Below are 15,299 nucleotides of genomic sequence, written 5' to 3'. Positions count from 1 at the left end.
TCGGGGAGACAGGAGAGGCCTGGGAGATGCCCGGACGGGCCCTGGGACGGACCGGAGGAGGAGGTGGACGTGCCGCGAGCGAGGAGTGGTGCACAGCTGCCGATGGACGTCCGGCACCGGGACGGCGGCGAGCAGGCGCAGGCCGGCCTGGTGGCCGGCGTGCTGGACGCCCTGCCCTCGCCGACGGTGCTGATCGACGCCGACGGCACGATGCTGCTGGTCAACTCCGCCTGGCAGGCCGCCGGCGACCTGCTCGACGACGACCGGCTGCGGGTCGGCGTGGGAGGCAACTACTTCGCGGTGGTGCTGAGCCTGTCCGACGACGCGGCGAACCGGGCGCGCATCGACCAGCTGCGGGAGCTGTCGGCGGGGCGCCGGACCACGGTGTCGGCCGACTACGCGCTGGCCACGGTGACCGGCGTGCGCTGGTACCACCTGCAGGCCTCCCGCGCCGACCGTTCCGGGCGGGTGGTGGTCACCCACACCGACGTGACCTCGCGGGTGGAGGCGGAGCGGGCGTCGTCCTGGCAGGCCCGGCACGACCACCTCACCGACCTGCCCAACCGGGCGCACCTGCACGACCTGATCTCCGCCGAGCTGCGCCGCGTCGACCGTGGCCCGGTCACCGTGCTGTTCCTGGACGTCGACGGCTTCAAGGACGTCAACGACACGCTCGGCCACGAGATCGGCGACCACCTGCTGCGCGAGCTGGCCACCCGGCTGACCAGTCGCACCCGGACACAGGACACCGTCGGCCGCCTCGGCGGCGACGAGTTCGTCGTGCTGTGCCGTGACTGCGACGTCGACGGCGCCCTCGCGCTGGCCGAGCGGTTCCAGAGCACCTTCGACGAGCCGTTCGACCTCGGTGAGCGGGTCACCCGGCTGACCGTGAGCATCGGCGTGGCCACCGCGCCCGGCGACGACCCGGACCTGCGCTCCACCGACCTGGTCCGGGACGCCGACCTGGCGATGTACGCGGCGAAGGCGGCCGGCCGCAACCGGGTGCGGGTGTTCAGCCCCGACCTGCGCAGCGCCGTCGAGCAGAAGGTGCTCGTCGCCGCCGAACTGCGGGAGGCGATCGAGGCCGGCCAGCTGGTGCTGCACTACCAGCCGGTGCTGCACCTGCCCAGCGGTGAGGTGTCCGGGGTGGAGGCGCTGGTCCGCTGGCAGCACCCCGAGCGGGGCCTGCTGAGTCCGTGTGACTTCATCCCGCTGGCCGAGCAGACCGGGGTCGTCGTCCAGCTCACCCGGTGGGTGCTCGGCGAGGCGACCCGGCAGGCCGCAGCGTGGGAGCGGGCCGGCCTCTCGCTGGTCACCGGGGTCAACATCAGCGCCGCGCACTTCGCCACCGGCACCCTCGTCGCCGACGTCCACGACGCGCTCGACGCCGCCGGGCTCGCCCCCGAGCGCCTGGTGCTGGAGCTCACCGAGACCAGCGTCGCGGAGGACCCGCTCCGGGCCGCGGCCCAGTTCGCCCAGCTGCGGGTCACCGGCGTCGAGGTGTCCATCGACGACTTCGGCAGCGGCTTCTCCTCGCTGAGCCAGCTGGTGTCCATCCCGGCCGGCGTCCTCAAGCTGGACCGCAGCCTGATCGCCGGCATCGAGGTGCGGCGCAGCGAGTCCGCGGCGGCGATCGCCGCGGTGGTCGGGCTGGCCGCCGCCTGCGGCATGCGCAGCCTCGCCGAGGGCGTGGAGACCGCCGGTCAGCTCGAGCTCGTCGCCGAGCTGGGCTGCACCCACGCGCAGGGCTTCCACATCGCGCGGCCCATGCCGGCCGCCGAGGTGGCCGACTGGCTGGCCATCCGGCTCGCTGCCCGGCGCGCCCGGCGCAGGCGCCTGCAGACCGCCTGACCCCGCCCGGCGGCCGGTGCAGGCGGCCGGGCTCAGCCCGGTTCGCCGCGCAGTTTGCGGCGGGCCACGACCATCAGGTCGACCAGCGCGATCACCGCCAGCACGGCCAGCGCGATCGGGAAGACCAGCGGGACGTCGGCGAGGAACGCCAGCACCGCGAACACCGCGCAGATCACCAGACCGAAGGTCGCCAGCACCAGCCGCAGGGTCAGCGCACTGCGGGCTGTGTCGGCGCCGCCTTCCGGGTACCTGGGTTGGGACTCGGGGATCCCGTGCGGGAACTGGTCGCGCTCGTACTCGGTGAGGTCGTCGGGGTTGCGCCGGTCGTCCGGCGGTGACGTGCTCATGCCGCCGTGGGTACCCGGTGGCGCAGCGCACTACCCTGGATCGACGTGGCCGCTGACTTCTCCGTCGTCCTGGACGAACTCGACACGACCTTGAAGTCCATCGAGGCCGTGATGCGGGTCGATGACCTGCGTCGGGAGGTGGCCGAGCTCGAACAGAAGGCCTCCGCACCCGACCTCTGGAACGACGTCGAGGCGGCGCAGGCGGTGACCTCTCGCCTGTCCTACCTGCAGGGCGACCTGCGCCGGGTGGAGGAGCTGCGCAGCCGGCTCGACGACGTCGGACTGCTGCACGAGATGGCGGCCGAGGAGGGCGACGAGGCCACCACCGCCGAGACCGAGCGCGAGCTGACCAGCATCCGCGCCGTGCTCGACGAGCTCGAGGTGCGCACGCTGCTGTCCGGGGAGTACGACTCCCGCGAGGCGCTGGTCACCATCCGCTCGGAGGCCGGGGGAGTGGACGCCGCCGACTTCGCCGAGATGCTGATGCGGATGTACCTGCGCTGGGCCGAGCGGCACAAGTACCCCACCGAGGTCTACGACGTCTCCTACGCCGAGGAGGCCGGGATCAAGTCGGCCACCTTCGCCGTCAAGCAGCCCTACGCCTACGGCACCCTCTCCGTCGAGCAGGGCACCCACCGGCTGGTGCGCATCTCGCCGTTCGACAACCAGGGCCGCCGGCAGACCTCCTTCGCCGGCGTCGAGGTGCTGCCGGTCGTCGAGCAGACCGACCACGTCGACATCCCGGAGAACGAGATCCGGGTCGACGTCTTCCGTTCCTCCGGCCCGGGTGGGCAGAGCGTGAACACCACCGACTCCGCCGTCCGGATGACCCACATCCCCACCGGCATCGTCGTCTCGTGCCAGAACGAGAAGTCCCAGATCCAGAACCGGGCCGCCGCGCTGCGCGTGCTCCAGGCCCGGTTGCTCGTGGTCCGGAAGGCCGAGGAGCGGGCCGAGATGGACGCCCTCAAGGGCGAGGGGAGCAGCTGGGGCAACCAGATGCGCTCCTATGTGCTGCACCCGTACCAGATGGTCAAGGACCTGCGCACCGAGGTCGAGACCGGCAACCCGAGCAACGTGCTCGACGGTGACATCGACGGCTTCATCGAGGCCGGGATCCGCTGGCGGCGGCAACAGGAGTCGGCGCCGCTCGCCTAGCGGCCCGGGGGAGAGACCGGCCACAGCCGGCCCCCGCCCGGGGGCACGCTGGGTGACCACGGCCCACAGGAGGGGCTGTGCTCGCTCACCGTCTGCACACAACGTCGCAGGGCGCGCCGGGCGAACGTGTCATCGTCCGGCGCGGGGCAGGTACCGTTGCCCCCCGTGATCGAATTGCAACACGTCTCCAAGATGTACCCGACCAGTCCCCGGCCGGCGCTGGATGACGTCTCGATGCACATCGACAAGGGTGAGTTCGTCTTCCTCATCGGTTCGTCGGGTTCGGGCAAGTCGACCTTCCTGCGGCTGCTGCTGAAGGAGGACAGCCCCACCAAGGGCGTCATCACGGTCAACGACAAGAACCTGAACACGATGAGCAAGTGGCAGGTGCCCAAGCTCCGCCGCACGATGGGCTGCGTCTTCCAGGACTTCCGGCTGCTGCGCAACAAGACGGTCGCCGAGAACGTCGCCTTCGCCCTCGAGGTGATCAACAAGCCCCAGCGCACCATCAAGCGGGTCGTGCCCGAGGTGCTGGAGATGGTCGGCCTGGACGGCAAGGAGAACCGGCTGCCCAGCGAGCTCTCCGGTGGTGAGCAGCAGCGGGTGGCGATCGCCCGGGCGTTCGTGAACCGGCCGCTGGTGCTGCTGGCCGACGAGCCCACCGGCAACCTGGACCCGGAGACCAGCCAGGACATCATGCTGCTGCTGGAGCGGATCAACCGCACCGGCACCACCGTGGTCATGGCCACGCACGACTACCACATCGTCGACTCGATGCGGCGGCGCGTGATCGAGCTCAACGACGGCGTCGTCAGCCGTGACCAGAGCCGCGGCGTCTACGGCGTGGGCCGCTGAGGTGGCGGCCGCCTCCGCGCGACCGCTGACACCGGGCCACTGAACGACATGACAGGGAACTGATGCGCGTCAACTTCGTCCTCTCCGAGGTGGCTGCCGGGCTGCGTCGGAACCTGACCATGACGGTCGCGATGATCCTGACCACCGGGATCTCGCTGGGCCTCATGGGCACCGGCCTGCTGATCGCCAACATGATCGGCGACATGCGCGAGATCTACTACGACAAGATCCAGGTCTCGATCTACCTCGCCGACGACGTCACCGACGAGCAGCGTGACTCGATCGCCGCGCAGCTGGACGCCTCACCGGAGGTGCAGGAGTACATCTACGAGACCCGCGCGGAGGCCTACCAGCGCTTCACCCAGCAGTTCCAGGAGCAGCCGGCGCTGATCGCCAACACCCCTGAGGACGCGCTGCCGGAGAGCTTCCGGGTCGAGCTGGTCAACCCCGAGCGGTACCCGGTCATCGCCGAGCAGTTCCCCAACGGGGAGGCCGGCGTCGACGAGGTCCGCGACGAGGGCGACTTCCTGGACCGGCTGTTCAGCCTGCTCAACGGCGCCCGCAACGGCACGCTCGCGGTGGCCCTCGTGCAAGCGCTGGCCGCGTTGCTGCTGATCTCCAACACGATCCAGCTCGCGGCCTTCAACAGACGCAACGAGACCAACATCATGCGGTTGGTCGGCGCCTCCCGCTGGTACACCCAGCTGCCGTTCATCCTGGAGGCCGCGCTCGCCGGCCTGATCGGTGCGCTGCTCGCCATCGGCGGCCTGGTGCTGACCAAGATCCTGTTCGTCGACAAGACGCTCGCCGGGCCGATCAAGGCGGGCATCATCCCGCCGGTCGACTGGTCGGCGATCATCGCGATCTCGCCGATCATCGCCGCGGCCGGGGTGGGCCTGGCCGCCGTCGCCGCCTACGTGACGCTGCGGCTCTACGTCCGGCTCTGACGCTCGCCGTCCGCTGATCATGGCGCCTGCCCCCTCGGGGTCGGGCGCCATGATCGGTTGCGGGCCCTGGGTAACCTGGCGACATGCCGCGGGAACAGGGGCGCAAGTTCATCGCCCAGAACAAGAAGGCGCGGCACGACTACTCGATCCTGGACACCTACGAGGTGGGCCTGGTGCTCACCGGCACCGAGGTGAAGAGCCTGCGTGCCGGCCGTGCCTCGCTCGTCGACGGCTTCGCCACCGTCGACGACGGCGAGGTGTGGCTGCAGCACGTGCACATCCCCGAGTACACCGAGGGGACGTGGACCAACCACACCCCGCGCCGCAAGCGCAAGATCCTCATGCACCGCGCCGAGATCGAGAAGCTGATCGGCAAGACCAAGGAGGGCGGGCTGACGCTCGTCCCACTGGACCTGTACTTCAAGGACGGCAAGGTCAAGGCCACCCTCGCGCTGGCCAAGGGCAAGCGGAGCTACGACAAGCGCCAGGACCTGGCCGAGCGTGACTCCCGCCGGGAGATGGAACGCGCCTTCGGTCGCTACGTGAAGGGACGGCGCTGACCTCATGCGCGGCATCGCCTACGACCGGTTCGGTGACGAGTCGGTCCTGCAGTTGCGCGACGACCTGCCCGAGCCCCCGGTGGGGCCGGACACGGTGCTGGTCCGCACCCGCGCGGCCGGGGTCAACCCGGTGGACATGGGCATCCGGGCGGGCGGCCTGGCCGGCTTCTTCCCGCACCACTTCCCGATCGTGCCGGGCTGGGACCTGGCCGGTGTCGTGGAGCAGGTCGGGCCGGCGGTGGTCGACTTCGCCCCCGGTGACGAGGTCTTCGGTTACCTGCGCCGGGACGACGTCCAGTGGGGGACGACGGCCGAGCTCGTGCCCGCCCCGCAGCGGTGCATCGCGCACAAGCCCGACTCGCTGGGGTTCACCGAGGCCGCCGCGCTGCCGCTGGCCGGGCTGACCGCCTACCAGGCGCTCACCGAGGCGCTCGACGTCGGCGAGGGCGACCGGGTGCTGGTGCACCGGGCCGCCGGCGGGGTCGGCTTCTTCGCCGTACAGATCGCCGCCGCGCTCGGCGCACACGTCATCGGCACCGCCAGCCCGCGCAACCACGGCTTCCTGACCGACGCCGGCGCCGCCGAGGTGCTCGACTACAACGCCGGCCCGATCTCCGGGCAGCTGTCCGAGCCGGTCGACGCCGTCCTGGACCTGGTCGGTGGGCCGGCGCTGGGCGACGCCCCCGACCAGGTGCGCGACCCGAGTCGGATCGCCAGCGTCGTCGACCCGGCGGTGCTCGACCTCGGCGGCCGGTACGTCTTCGTCCGCCCCGAGCGGCACGACCTGGAGGAGCTCGGCCGGATGGCCGACGCCGGGCAGCTGCGGGTGGCGATCGCCAAGGCGTTCCCGCTGGCGCAGACCGCCGACGCCCAGCGGCTGGTGGCCGAGGGGCACGTGCGCGGCAAGGTCGTCATCACGCTCCCCTGATCCCGCCTCACATGGTCGGGCCGCTCCCGTTGGCGGCCCGACCGCCGCGAGGGGCCACGCTCAGCGCGACCGTCACCGTGTCGCCGTCGTCGAACCGCTCCGCCGCGCGGACGTGCTGCTTCACCGGGAGCACGTAGCCGCCGGCGCGCGGCAGCAGCGAGGTCTCCCACTCGGTGGTGCCGATCTGCACGCGCACCGGGACCGCGCCCCAGCCGTAGCTGGCCACGGTGGCCTCGGCCCGGATGCGGTCGCACACGTCCGCGGGCAGGGGCAGCCAGTGGAACGGCGCCGGACCACGCCACTCGAACAGCTCTGCGGTGAAGGTCGCGTCCACGCCGCCGGAGGCTAGTGGCGATCAGCGGACGGCGGTGCTCGTCCTGCCCGGCACGGTGGGCGCCGCACGGTGCGGCGGACCTAGGGTGGCCCTCGTGGTCGCGCCGCCCGTCGACGATGCCGACGTTCCGAGGTTCTGGCGGGAGCTGGGGCTGCCCGGGCTGGTCGACGTGCACGTGCACTTCCTGCCGGAGCGGGTGCAGGCGAAGGTCTGGCAGTACTTCGCCGAGGCCGAGACGCACTACGGGGCGCCGTGGCCGGTCACCTACGCGCTGCCGGTCGAGGAGCGGCTCGCCGTCCTGGACCGACTCGGTGTCCGGGCCTTCCCGACGCTGCCCTACCCGCACCGGCCCGGGATGGCCGCCTGGCTGAACGACGAGGCAGCCGCGTTCGCCCGGGAGCACCCGGCCGTGCTGCAGTCAGCCACGTTCTTCCCGGAGCCCTCGGCGGCGGCCTACGTCGCCGAGGCGCTGGACGCCGGCGCCCGGGTGTTCAAGGTGCACGTGCAGGTCGGCTCGTTCGACCCGCGGGACCCGCTGCTGGACGCCGTGTGGGCCCGGCTGGCCGAGACCGGCACACCGGTGGTCATCCACTGCGGCTCCGGGCCGCTGCGCGGGGAGCACACCGGCCCGGCGCCGATGGCCGGCCTGCTGGAGCGCCACCCGCGGCTCCAGTTGGTGATCGCGCACCTCGGGATGCCGGAGTACGCGGCGTTCCTGGACCTCGCCGAGCGGTACGAGCGGGTGCACCTGGACACCACGATGTTCGCCACCGACTTCACCGAGCGGCTGATGCCCTTCGACCGGGCGCTGCTGCCCCGGCTGGCCGGGCTGCGGGACAAGGTGGTGCTCGGCAGCGACTTCCCGGCCATCCCGTACCCCTACGCCCACCAGCTGGCCGCGCTGCACCGGCTGGGCCTGGGGGAGGAGTGGCTGCGGGCGGTCCTCTGGCACAACGGTGCACGGCTGTTCGGGGTCACCGCCTAACCTCGTCCCTCGTGAACTCTGCGCCGCTGGTCCTGCCCGAGGGCCTCTCCGCCCGCCCGATCCGCCCCGACGACGTCGTTGCCGTCGCCGACCTGCTCGCCGTGGCCGAGGCGGTCGACGACACCGGGCTGCACGAGTCCCCCGAGGACCTCACCGGGCTGTGGGTCAGCGAGCTGGTCGACCTGGAGCGGGACACCCGGCTGGTGAGCACCGCCGACGGCACCGTCGTCGGCTACGCCACCACGATCGCCCCGCCCACGTTCCGGGACGCCTACGGCGTGCACCTGCAGGGTCGGGTGCTGCCGGAGTGGCGGGGCCGGGGCATCGGCCGGGCGCTGCTCGCCTGGCAGCTGGCGCGGGGCGCGGAGCTGCACGCCGAACGGCACCCGGAGTCACCGGCCCGGCTGACCGCCACCGTGTACACGACGATGCCCTCGCTGGAGGCGCTGGTGCGCCGGGCCGGGCTGGAGGCGGTCCGCTGGTTCTTCCACATGGAGCGCCCGCTCACCGACCTGCCGCCGCGGCGCCGGCTCGACGGCATCGACCTGGTGCCGTTCACCTGGGACCGCGACGAGGAGGTGCGGCTGGCGCACAACGCCGCCTTCACCGAGCACTACGGCTCCAGCGAGCGCGACGTCGCCTCCTGGCAGGTCATGTTCACCGGCATGCGGACCTTCCGCCCGGACCTGTCGGTGCTGGCCGTCGAGGACGGCGAGGTGCTCGGCTACGCGCTGGCCTACGTCTCCGAGGCGACCGCCGCGGCCAGCGGCTCCCGGGAGAGCTACTTCGGCCAGATCGGCGTCCTCCCGACCGCCCGGGGCCGGGGTGTCTCCAAGGCCGTGATCATCGAGGCGATGCACGCCGCCGCGGCACAGGACTGCCAGACCGCCGGGCTGGAGGTCGACAGCGAGAACGTCACCGGCGCGCTGGGGCTGTACGAGAGCCTCGGCTTCGCCACCGCCCGCACCCAGGTCTCCTGGTCCCGGCGGCTGGCCCCGCTCAGCTGACGCACCGGAGGGGCCGACGCCGCGACGTCGGCCCCTCCGTGGCGGTCAGGCCGCCAGCACCATCTCGGCCGGCAGGTCGTCCTTCTTCGCCCGGATCAGCACGATGCTGATGACCAGCGCGACCGCCAGGAACACCGCGGCCCAGATGAAGGCCACGTGGTACCCCTGCACGAAGGCGGCGCCCGGCGCCGCACCCGGGTTGTCGACGAGGTACCCGGTGACCGCCGAGGCGTAGAAGGTGTTCAGCAGGGCCAGGCCGAGCGAGCCGCCGACCTGCTGGCTGGTGTTGAGCACGGCCGAGGCGATCCCCGTGTCGTGGCTCTCCACCCCGACCAGCGCCGTGCTGGACGCCGGGACGAACACCGCTGCCATGCCGAGGCTGATCGCCAGCAGGGCCGGCAGCACCTCGGTGACGTACGAACTGGTCTCACCGATCCGGGTCAGCCAGAGCATGCCCAACGCAGCCAGCACCAGCCCACCGATGATCAGCGGTCGCGGCCCGATCCGGGGGAGCACCTGGGAGACGATGCCGGCGCCCACGATGATCCCGGCGCTGAAGGGCAGGAAGGCGAAGCCGGAGTCCAGCGGGCTGTACCCCAAGGTCTGCTGGAAGTAGAAGGTCAGGAACAGGAAGATCGCGAAGATCCCGGCCCCCACCAGCAGGAAGACCAGGTACGAGCCGCCCCGGTTGCGGTCCAGGACCACGCGCAGCGGCAGCAGCGGGTGGCTGGCCCGCTGCTCGTAGAGCACGAAGGTCACCAGCAGGACGGCGGCGGCGGCCAGCAGGGCCAGGGTGACCGGGTCGGTCCAGCCCACGCCCTCCTCGGCGGCCTTGCTGAAGCCGTAGACCAGGCTGACCAGGCCGGCGGCCGACAGCAGCACGCCCGGCACGTCGTAGCGACGATCGCCGTCGGCGCGGCTCTCCTTCACCAGGCCGATCGCGAAGACGGCGGTGGCCAGGGCGATCGGCACGTTGACGCCCAGCGTCCAGCGCCACGAGGCGTACTCGGTGAGCACCCCACCGAGGATCAGGCCGATCGCGGCGCCACCACCGGAGATGGCACCGAAGACGCCGAAGGCGCGGGCCCGCTCCTTGGGGTCGGTGAAGGTGACCGCCAGGAGGGACAGCGCGGCCGGTGCGAGCAGCGCCGCGAACGCACCCTGCAGGCCACGGGCGGCGAACAGCAGTTCCTGGTTGGGAGCCAGGCCGCCCAGTGCGGAGGCGCCGGCGAAGCCGATCAGGCCGATCAGGAAGGCGCGCTTGCGGCCGGTGAAGTCGGCGATCCGCCCGCCGAGCAGCAGCAGCCCGCCGAAGGCGAGCGTGTAGGCGGTGACCACCCACTGGATGTTCGCGGCGCTGATGCCCAGGTCGAGGCCGGCGTCGGGGAGGGCGATGTTCACGATCGAGGCGTCCAGCACGACCATCAGCTGGGCGACGGCGATGACGGCGAGGGCCAGCCAGCGGCGGGGGTCCGGGCCCTCGGTGTCCGGTGCGGGCGGTGGTGGCGCGTCCGGGACGGTGGTCCCCGGCGGGGTGATCAGGCTGTCTGCGGGCATGGCGGAGCCGTCCTTCCTGCGCAGGGCGCAGTGCGGGCTGAGGGGACGAGGGCAGGGGAGGGCTCACGGCCGGCGGCGTCGCTCGGTCGCGTGGTGCAGGAGGAGCCCGGGCAGGCGCGACGGCGCGACGGTGCGCGGTCGGGGAGCGGAGTGCCTGCCGGAGGAGGGCCGGCGGGGTCGAGGCCGGCGGGGTGGGGAGCGGGTCAGCTCACGGGTCGGGCCAGTCCGCCGCCGACCAGTCGCAGGCAGTCGCGGACGAGGTCCAGGAAGTGGTCGAAGGAGTCGTCGGGGTCCCAGGCCTCGATCGCCGTGTTGAAGGCGGCGAAGGTGGTGTTGAGGACCAGGGCGGCGTGCAGCTCCTCGCCGTCGGGGGTGCGACGGGCGACCCACTCCCGCAGGTCGGGCCCGAAGCTGTCACAGACGTCCCGCGACGAGTCGCAGAGCTCCGGTGACTGCTCGAACAGCCGCTTCTGCAGGGGCAGGCGGTCGGCGAGGAGCTCCGCCAGGCTGAGGGCGAGACCGGTGAGCGCCTCCCACAGCGGCTCGCCCTTCGGACAGTCCGCCAGGAGAGCGCGCCACTGCTGCAGCTCCTGCGGATCGAGGTCGTAGACGACGGCTTCCTTGCTGCGGAAGTAGCTGAAGAACGTCGTCCGGGAGACACCGGCCTCAGCGGCGATGTCCTCCACGCTCACCGCGTCGAACCCGCGTTCGCTGATCAGGCGCAGCGCGGTCGAGCGGATCGTCCGCCAGGCCTCGAGCTTCTTGCGTTCCCGCAGGCCCAGCACGCGACCGACCGGGCAGTGCGGGGTCTTCCCCTGTCCGGATCCGGTCACGTGAGCACCGTAGGACAGAAACTGAACGGAGTACAGACATTTACCCAGTCCAGTTTCGTGAACATCGTGCGACCGATCGACGGCCGTCGCGAGGCGTAGGGTCGACGGGATGCGGAGCACCCTGCGGACGGCCGTCGTGGCCTCGGCTGCGCTCGGCGCCGCGGTGCTCGGCGCACCGGCGACCGCCTCGGCGGAGGAGCCCGGTCCCCAGCTGCGCAGCACGGTGGGGAGCACGGTCGGGTACGACGTCTCGTACCCCCAGTGCGACCGGACGCTCCCCGACGACGCGGCGTTCGCGGTGATCGGCGTCAACGGCGGCATCGCCACCACGGAGAACCGCTGTCTCGCCGACCAGTGGGAGTGGGCGGACGACTCCTCGGGTGCCGTGCCGGCCCAGCCGCGGGCGCAGCTCTACGTGAACACCGCCAACCCCGGCGAGGTGCGCGAGCAGGTGACCACCTGGCCTCGGCTGGGCGTCAACCGCTACGGGGTGTGCGACGGCGACAACAGCGCTGCCTGCTCCTACGAGTACGGCGTCGACCGGGCCGAGGACGACGTCCGGATCGTGCTGGACACCCTGGGCGACCTCGACGGGGACGCCGCCATCGAGGACCGGTCCGACCTCGTCGGCCTGCGCTGGTGGCTGGACGTCGAGACGATGAACACCTGGCAGACCGACGGCGCCGCGGCGCAGCGGAACAACCGGGCCACCCTGGAGGGGATGACCGACCACCTCGAGTCGGTGGGCGGCCGGGTCGGGCTCTACTCGACCGGCTACCAGTGGGGCGAGATCGTCGGTGACGTGCCCTCGTGGAGCAGTCTGCACGGGCTGGACAGCTGGCTGGCCGGTGCCCGCAGCCTCTCCGGCGCGGTGGCGAACTGCTCCGACTCCCCGCTCGTCGATGGCGGCCGGGTGATCATGACCCAGTACGTCGAGGACGACCTGGACCACAACCACTCCTGCGTCGCGGCCGCCCTCTCGGCCCCGGCCACCACGGCCCCGGCCACCACGACGCGGATCACCACGGCCCCCGCCACCACCGCGCCGAGCACCACGGCCCCCGCCAGCGCGACGCCGACCACCGCGGGCGCGTCCGGCTGAGTGGTTAGGGTGCGCGGCATGGTCAGCGTCGATCAGCCCGCCTCCCCGCTCGCCCCCGACCTCCGCCTGGTCGCCCGCACCCACCGGCGGCTGGAGCCGCTGCACTCGCACGTCTACTTCGCGCCGGAGACCGACGAGCACCTGACCGGAGCCGGCCTCCGCCCGGGCCGGATGGTCTACTTCGCCGGCCGCGCGGCGGCGATGGGCGCGGTCGGCCCGGGCGTGGTGACGGCCACCTTCGCCAACTTCGCCCCGGCGATCGTGGCCAGGCACCTGCCCCGTGCCTGGACCCTCGCCACCCCGGAGCAGGTGCTCACCGCCCGGACCGCGGCCGCGCGCGCCTCGCTCACCCGGCTCCTCGACGGCGCCGATGAGAGCAGCCTGCGCGAGCTGGCCGGCCTGCTCCGCGAGGCCTGCACAGCGCTGACGCCGGAGGCCCGGCCGCTGTTCGCCGCCCACGCCGACCTGCCCTGGCCGGACGAGCCGCTGCTGCAGGTGTGGCACGGCGTCACGCTGCTCCGCGAGCACCGCGGCGACGGGCACGTGCTCAGCGTGGTCCGGCACGGGCTGACCGGGCTGGAGGCGCTGGTCACCCACACGCTCACCGGCCGCGGGTTCACCCGCGAGGCCGCCCAGGCGACCCGGGGCTGGTCCGACGAGGAGTGGACGGCGGCGCTGGACGGGCTCACCGAGCGCGGCCTGGTCGCCGACGGCGCGCTCACCGAGGCCGGCCAGCAGCTGCGGGTGTCGATCGAGCAGGAGACCGACGCGCTGTCGGCCGCCCCGTTCGTGCACCTGGGCACCGAGCGCACCGAACGGGTCGCCGCGCTCGCCGGCGACCTGACCGGCCGGCTGCTGGGCAACGGCGCGTTCCCGGCCGGCGTGCTGTCCCGGTCGTGACCGGCGCGCGGCTGCCGGACGCCGTCGGGGACACCCCGGCCGCGGAGGTGCTGCGGGCCCGGCGCGGGGGAGAGCTGTCCGGGCTGGACCGCCTCCTGCTGCACAGCCCCGCCGTCGCCGAGGGGTGGAGCGCGCTGCTCGGGGCGCTGCGCAACGGGACGACGCTGACCGCCGACCTGACCGAGCTGGTGGTGCTGCGGATCGCCGTCCTCAACGGGGCGGGGTTCGAGTGGGTCGCGCACGAGCCGGCCGCCCGCCGGGCCGGGGTCACCGACGCCCAGCTCGCCGCACTGCGGACCCCCGACGCGGCCGCGGCGCCGGTGTTCTCCCCGGTCCAGGCCGCGGTCCTGCGGTTCACCGATGCGTCGAGCCGGCAGGTCGACGTCCCCGATGCGGTCTTCTCCGCCGTGCGTGCGCACCTGGACGACCGGCAGGTGGTCGAGCTCGTGGCCACCGTGGCCGGCTACGCGATGGTCTCCCGGTTCCTGGTCGCGCTGCGGGTGCCGGCTCCGGCCGGCGAGGTCGCCGGCTGACTCTTCCCACGTCGTCCACCCCCCCGGTCGGGCGACGGGGATGCCCAGGAGCGCCCTCGCGTGTCACGATGGACGACGGCCCGCGCGACGGACGCGGCCCTGGGACGACGGGAGGTGCTGGGCCGTGCGATCGGAGCCTCCCAGTTGCAGTCCCGAGGTCCCCTCCCGCTGACGCCGCCGGTTCGCTGAGCCGGGCGGGCACGCGTACGGGGACCTCCCGCGCCCACCCGTCCCCGCGTCCCCCGGGAGTCCGCCGTGGCCGACCGTCGCCTCGCCCCCCGCACCGCCCTGTCCACCCTCACCCGCCGGCCCCGCGCGGTCCTCGTGCCCCCGCGGCCGGCCGAGCAGCCCGGTCCGGAGACCGCGGCCGAGCGGCGCTCGCGGATGGTCGACAACGCCGTCTACGCCGCCGGACGGCGGATCGCCACGCCCGCATCGGCGGCCGAGAGCCACGAGTGGCTGACCGAGGGCTTCGACGACCGGATGGTCTGGCTCGGGCTGTACCGCCCGGAGCCGGCCGCGCTGGGTGAGCTGGCCGAGCAGTACGACCTGCCCGACCTCGCGGTCGAGGACGCCATCCACGCCCACCAGCGGCCGAAGTTCGAGCGGTACGGGGACACGCTGTTCGTCGTCCTCAAGGCCGCCCGCTACCTGGACGAGGCCGAGGAGGTGGAGTTCGGCGAGCTGCACCTGTTCCTCGGCAAGGACTTCGCCATCACCGTGCGGCACGCCGAGTCGCCGGACCTGGCCCGGGTGCGCCGCCGGCTGGAGAGCTCGCCGGAGCTGCTGGCCCGCGGTTCGGAGGCGGTGCTGTACGCGATCCTGGACGCCGTCGTCGACGGGTACGCCCCGGTCGTCGCCGGGCTGGACAAGGACATCGACGAGATCGAGGTCGAGGTCTTCCGCGGTGACCCGCAGGTGTCGCGGCGCATCTACGAGCTGTCCCAGGAGGTCCTGGACTTCCAGCGGGCGGTGCAGCCGCTGACCGGCATCCTCGCCGCGATCACCGCCGGGTTCGAGAAGTACGGCGTCGACGAGGAGCTGCGCAGCCACCTGCGGGACGTCGCCGACCACGTCACCTCCACCACCGAGCGGGTCGAGGGCTTCCGGCTGCAGCTGCGCGACATCCTCACCGTGAACGCCACGCTGGTCGCCCAGCGGCAGAACGAGGAGATGAAGACCCTCACCGAGACCAGCCTCGCCCAGGGCGAGGAGGTCAAGAAGATCTCCGCGTGGGCCGCCATCCTCTTCGCCCCCAGCCTCGTGGGCGGGGTCTACGGGATGAACTTCGAGAGCATGCCGGAGACCGAGTGGCAGTACGGCTACCCGTTCGCCGTCGTGCTGATGTTCATGGTCAGCCTCACGCTGTACGTGATCTTCAAGCGCCGCGACTGGATCTGAG

At 72.6% G+C, this 15,299-nt stretch carries 16 protein-coding genes; 12 read left to right on the top strand and 4 right to left on the bottom strand.

All coding sequences use genetic code 11. From position 1 onward, the window contains the following. Window positions 1-69 precede the first annotated feature (69 nt). Window positions 70-1,851 carry a putative bifunctional diguanylate cyclase/phosphodiesterase gene (locus O2W15_RS01995; protein WP_269178169.1) on the top strand — a complete coding sequence of 594 codons (1,782 nt, stop codon included), beginning with the start codon at window positions 70-72 and terminating at the stop codon, window positions 1,849-1,851. Window positions 1,852-1,883: 32 nt separating this feature from the next. Here the strand turns inward: O2W15_RS01995 and O2W15_RS01990 are convergent, their stop codons facing one another. Beyond that, on the bottom strand, window positions 1,884-2,198 hold the full coding sequence (locus tag O2W15_RS01990) for a DUF6343 family protein (protein WP_269164834.1): 315 nt from the start codon (window positions 2,196-2,198) through the stop codon (window positions 1,884-1,886). Window positions 2,199-2,243: 45 nt separating this feature from the next. On the opposite strand from O2W15_RS01990, the gene prfB reads away from it, so the two are divergent. From prfB to O2W15_RS01965, 5 genes are all read left to right on the top strand, one after another. After that, window positions 2,244-3,356, top strand: coding sequence for a peptide chain release factor 2 (gene prfB, locus O2W15_RS01985; RefSeq protein ID WP_269164833.1), 1,113 nt, complete (start codon window positions 2,244-2,246; stop codon window positions 3,354-3,356). A gap of 165 nt (window positions 3,357-3,521) precedes the next feature. After that, window positions 3,522-4,211, top strand: coding sequence for a cell division ATP-binding protein FtsE (ftsE, locus tag O2W15_RS01980; RefSeq protein WP_269164832.1), 690 nt, complete (start codon window positions 3,522-3,524; stop codon window positions 4,209-4,211). Between the two features lie 62 nt (window positions 4,212-4,273). Next, entirely contained in the window at window positions 4,274-5,158 is an 885-nt protein-coding gene (gene ftsX, locus O2W15_RS01975; RefSeq protein ID WP_269164831.1) for a permease-like cell division protein FtsX, read from the top strand. 83 nt (window positions 5,159-5,241) lie between these two features. Next, entirely contained in the window at window positions 5,242-5,718 is a 477-nt protein-coding gene (gene smpB / locus O2W15_RS01970) for an SsrA-binding protein SmpB (protein WP_036333358.1), read from the top strand. 4 nt (window positions 5,719-5,722) lie between these two features. After that, the gene (locus O2W15_RS01965) at window positions 5,723-6,646 is read left to right on the top strand and encodes an NADP-dependent oxidoreductase (RefSeq protein ID WP_269164830.1); all 924 of its coding nucleotides are present in this window, start codon (window positions 5,723-5,725) and stop codon (window positions 6,644-6,646) included. A gap of 7 nt (window positions 6,647-6,653) precedes the next feature. On the opposite strand, the gene O2W15_RS01960 is transcribed toward O2W15_RS01965, so the two are convergent. Next, window positions 6,654-6,980 (bottom strand): DUF1905 domain-containing protein, encoded by a 327-nt coding sequence (locus O2W15_RS01960; RefSeq protein WP_269164829.1) that lies wholly within the window; start codon window positions 6,978-6,980, stop codon window positions 6,654-6,656. Window positions 6,981-7,074: 94 nt separating this feature from the next. On the opposite strand from O2W15_RS01960, the gene O2W15_RS01955 reads away from it, so the two are divergent. Next, on the top strand, window positions 7,075-7,965 hold the full coding sequence (locus O2W15_RS01955) for an amidohydrolase family protein (RefSeq protein ID WP_269178168.1): 891 nt from the start codon (window positions 7,075-7,077) through the stop codon (window positions 7,963-7,965). A gap of 11 nt (window positions 7,966-7,976) precedes the next feature. Then, entirely contained in the window at window positions 7,977-8,972 is a 996-nt protein-coding gene (locus O2W15_RS01950) for a GNAT family N-acetyltransferase (RefSeq protein WP_269178167.1), read from the top strand. Between the two features lie 45 nt (window positions 8,973-9,017). Here the strand turns inward: O2W15_RS01950 and O2W15_RS01945 are convergent, their stop codons facing one another. Together O2W15_RS01945 and O2W15_RS01940 are read right to left on the bottom strand one after the other, a co-directional pair. Next, on the bottom strand, window positions 9,018-10,529 hold the full coding sequence (locus tag O2W15_RS01945) for an MFS transporter (RefSeq protein ID WP_269164826.1): 1,512 nt from the start codon (window positions 10,527-10,529) through the stop codon (window positions 9,018-9,020). Between the two features lie 203 nt (window positions 10,530-10,732). Beyond that, window positions 10,733-11,362: a TetR family transcriptional regulator gene (locus O2W15_RS01940; protein WP_269164825.1), complete on the bottom strand. Its 630-nt coding sequence runs from the start codon at window positions 11,360-11,362 to the stop codon at window positions 10,733-10,735. 109 nt (window positions 11,363-11,471) lie between these two features. Here O2W15_RS01940 and O2W15_RS01935 point away from each other — a divergent pair, with 109 nt between their 5' ends. The 4 genes from O2W15_RS01935 (at window position 11,472) to corA (ending at window position 15,298) form a co-directional block, all read left to right on the top strand. Next, window positions 11,472-12,464, top strand: coding sequence for a hypothetical protein (locus O2W15_RS01935; protein ID WP_269178166.1), 993 nt, complete (start codon window positions 11,472-11,474; stop codon window positions 12,462-12,464). Window positions 12,465-12,482: 18 nt separating this feature from the next. Next, window positions 12,483-13,364: an SCO6745 family protein gene (locus tag O2W15_RS01930; RefSeq protein WP_269178165.1), complete on the top strand. Its 882-nt coding sequence runs from the start codon at window positions 12,483-12,485 to the stop codon at window positions 13,362-13,364. Continuing rightward, window positions 13,361-13,897: a carboxymuconolactone decarboxylase family protein gene (locus O2W15_RS01925; RefSeq protein WP_269178164.1), complete on the top strand. Its 537-nt coding sequence runs from the start codon at window positions 13,361-13,363 to the stop codon at window positions 13,895-13,897. The genes O2W15_RS01930 and O2W15_RS01925 overlap by 4 nt, the downstream gene beginning before the upstream one ends. A gap of 255 nt (window positions 13,898-14,152) precedes the next feature. Beyond that, a complete protein-coding gene (gene corA / locus O2W15_RS01920) occupies window positions 14,153-15,298 on the top strand; it encodes a magnesium/cobalt transporter CorA (protein ID WP_269178163.1) in 1,146 nt (381 codons plus the stop codon). Window position 15,299 lies beyond the last annotated feature (1 nt).

It is taken from the genome of Modestobacter sp. VKM Ac-2979 (genome assembly GCF_026967995.1).
GTDB lineage: Bacteria > Actinomycetota > Actinomycetes > Mycobacteriales > Geodermatophilaceae > Modestobacter.
The sequence above is the reverse complement of the archived record's forward strand: the minus strand, read 5'-3'. Positions and strand labels throughout refer to the sequence as shown.

Coding starts and splice junctions, on each gene's coding strand:
- ftsX (WP_269164831.1), top strand. CDS start 4,274: ATGCGCGTCAACTTCGTCCTCTCCGAGGTGGCTGCCGGGCTGCGTCGG.
- O2W15_RS01990 (WP_269164834.1), bottom strand. CDS start 2,198: ATGAGCACGTCACCGCCGGACGACCGGCGCAACCCCGACGACCTCACC.
- O2W15_RS01935 (WP_269178166.1), top strand. CDS start 11,472: ATGCGGAGCACCCTGCGGACGGCCGTCGTGGCCTCGGCTGCGCTCGGC.
- smpB (WP_036333358.1), top strand. CDS start 5,242: ATGCCGCGGGAACAGGGGCGCAAGTTCATCGCCCAGAACAAGAAGGCG.
- O2W15_RS01965 (WP_269164830.1), top strand. CDS start 5,723: ATGCGCGGCATCGCCTACGACCGGTTCGGTGACGAGTCGGTCCTGCAG.
- O2W15_RS01930 (WP_269178165.1), top strand. CDS start 12,483: ATGGTCAGCGTCGATCAGCCCGCCTCCCCGCTCGCCCCCGACCTCCGC.
- O2W15_RS01945 (WP_269164826.1), bottom strand. CDS start 10,529: ATGCCCGCAGACAGCCTGATCACCCCGCCGGGGACCACCGTCCCGGAC.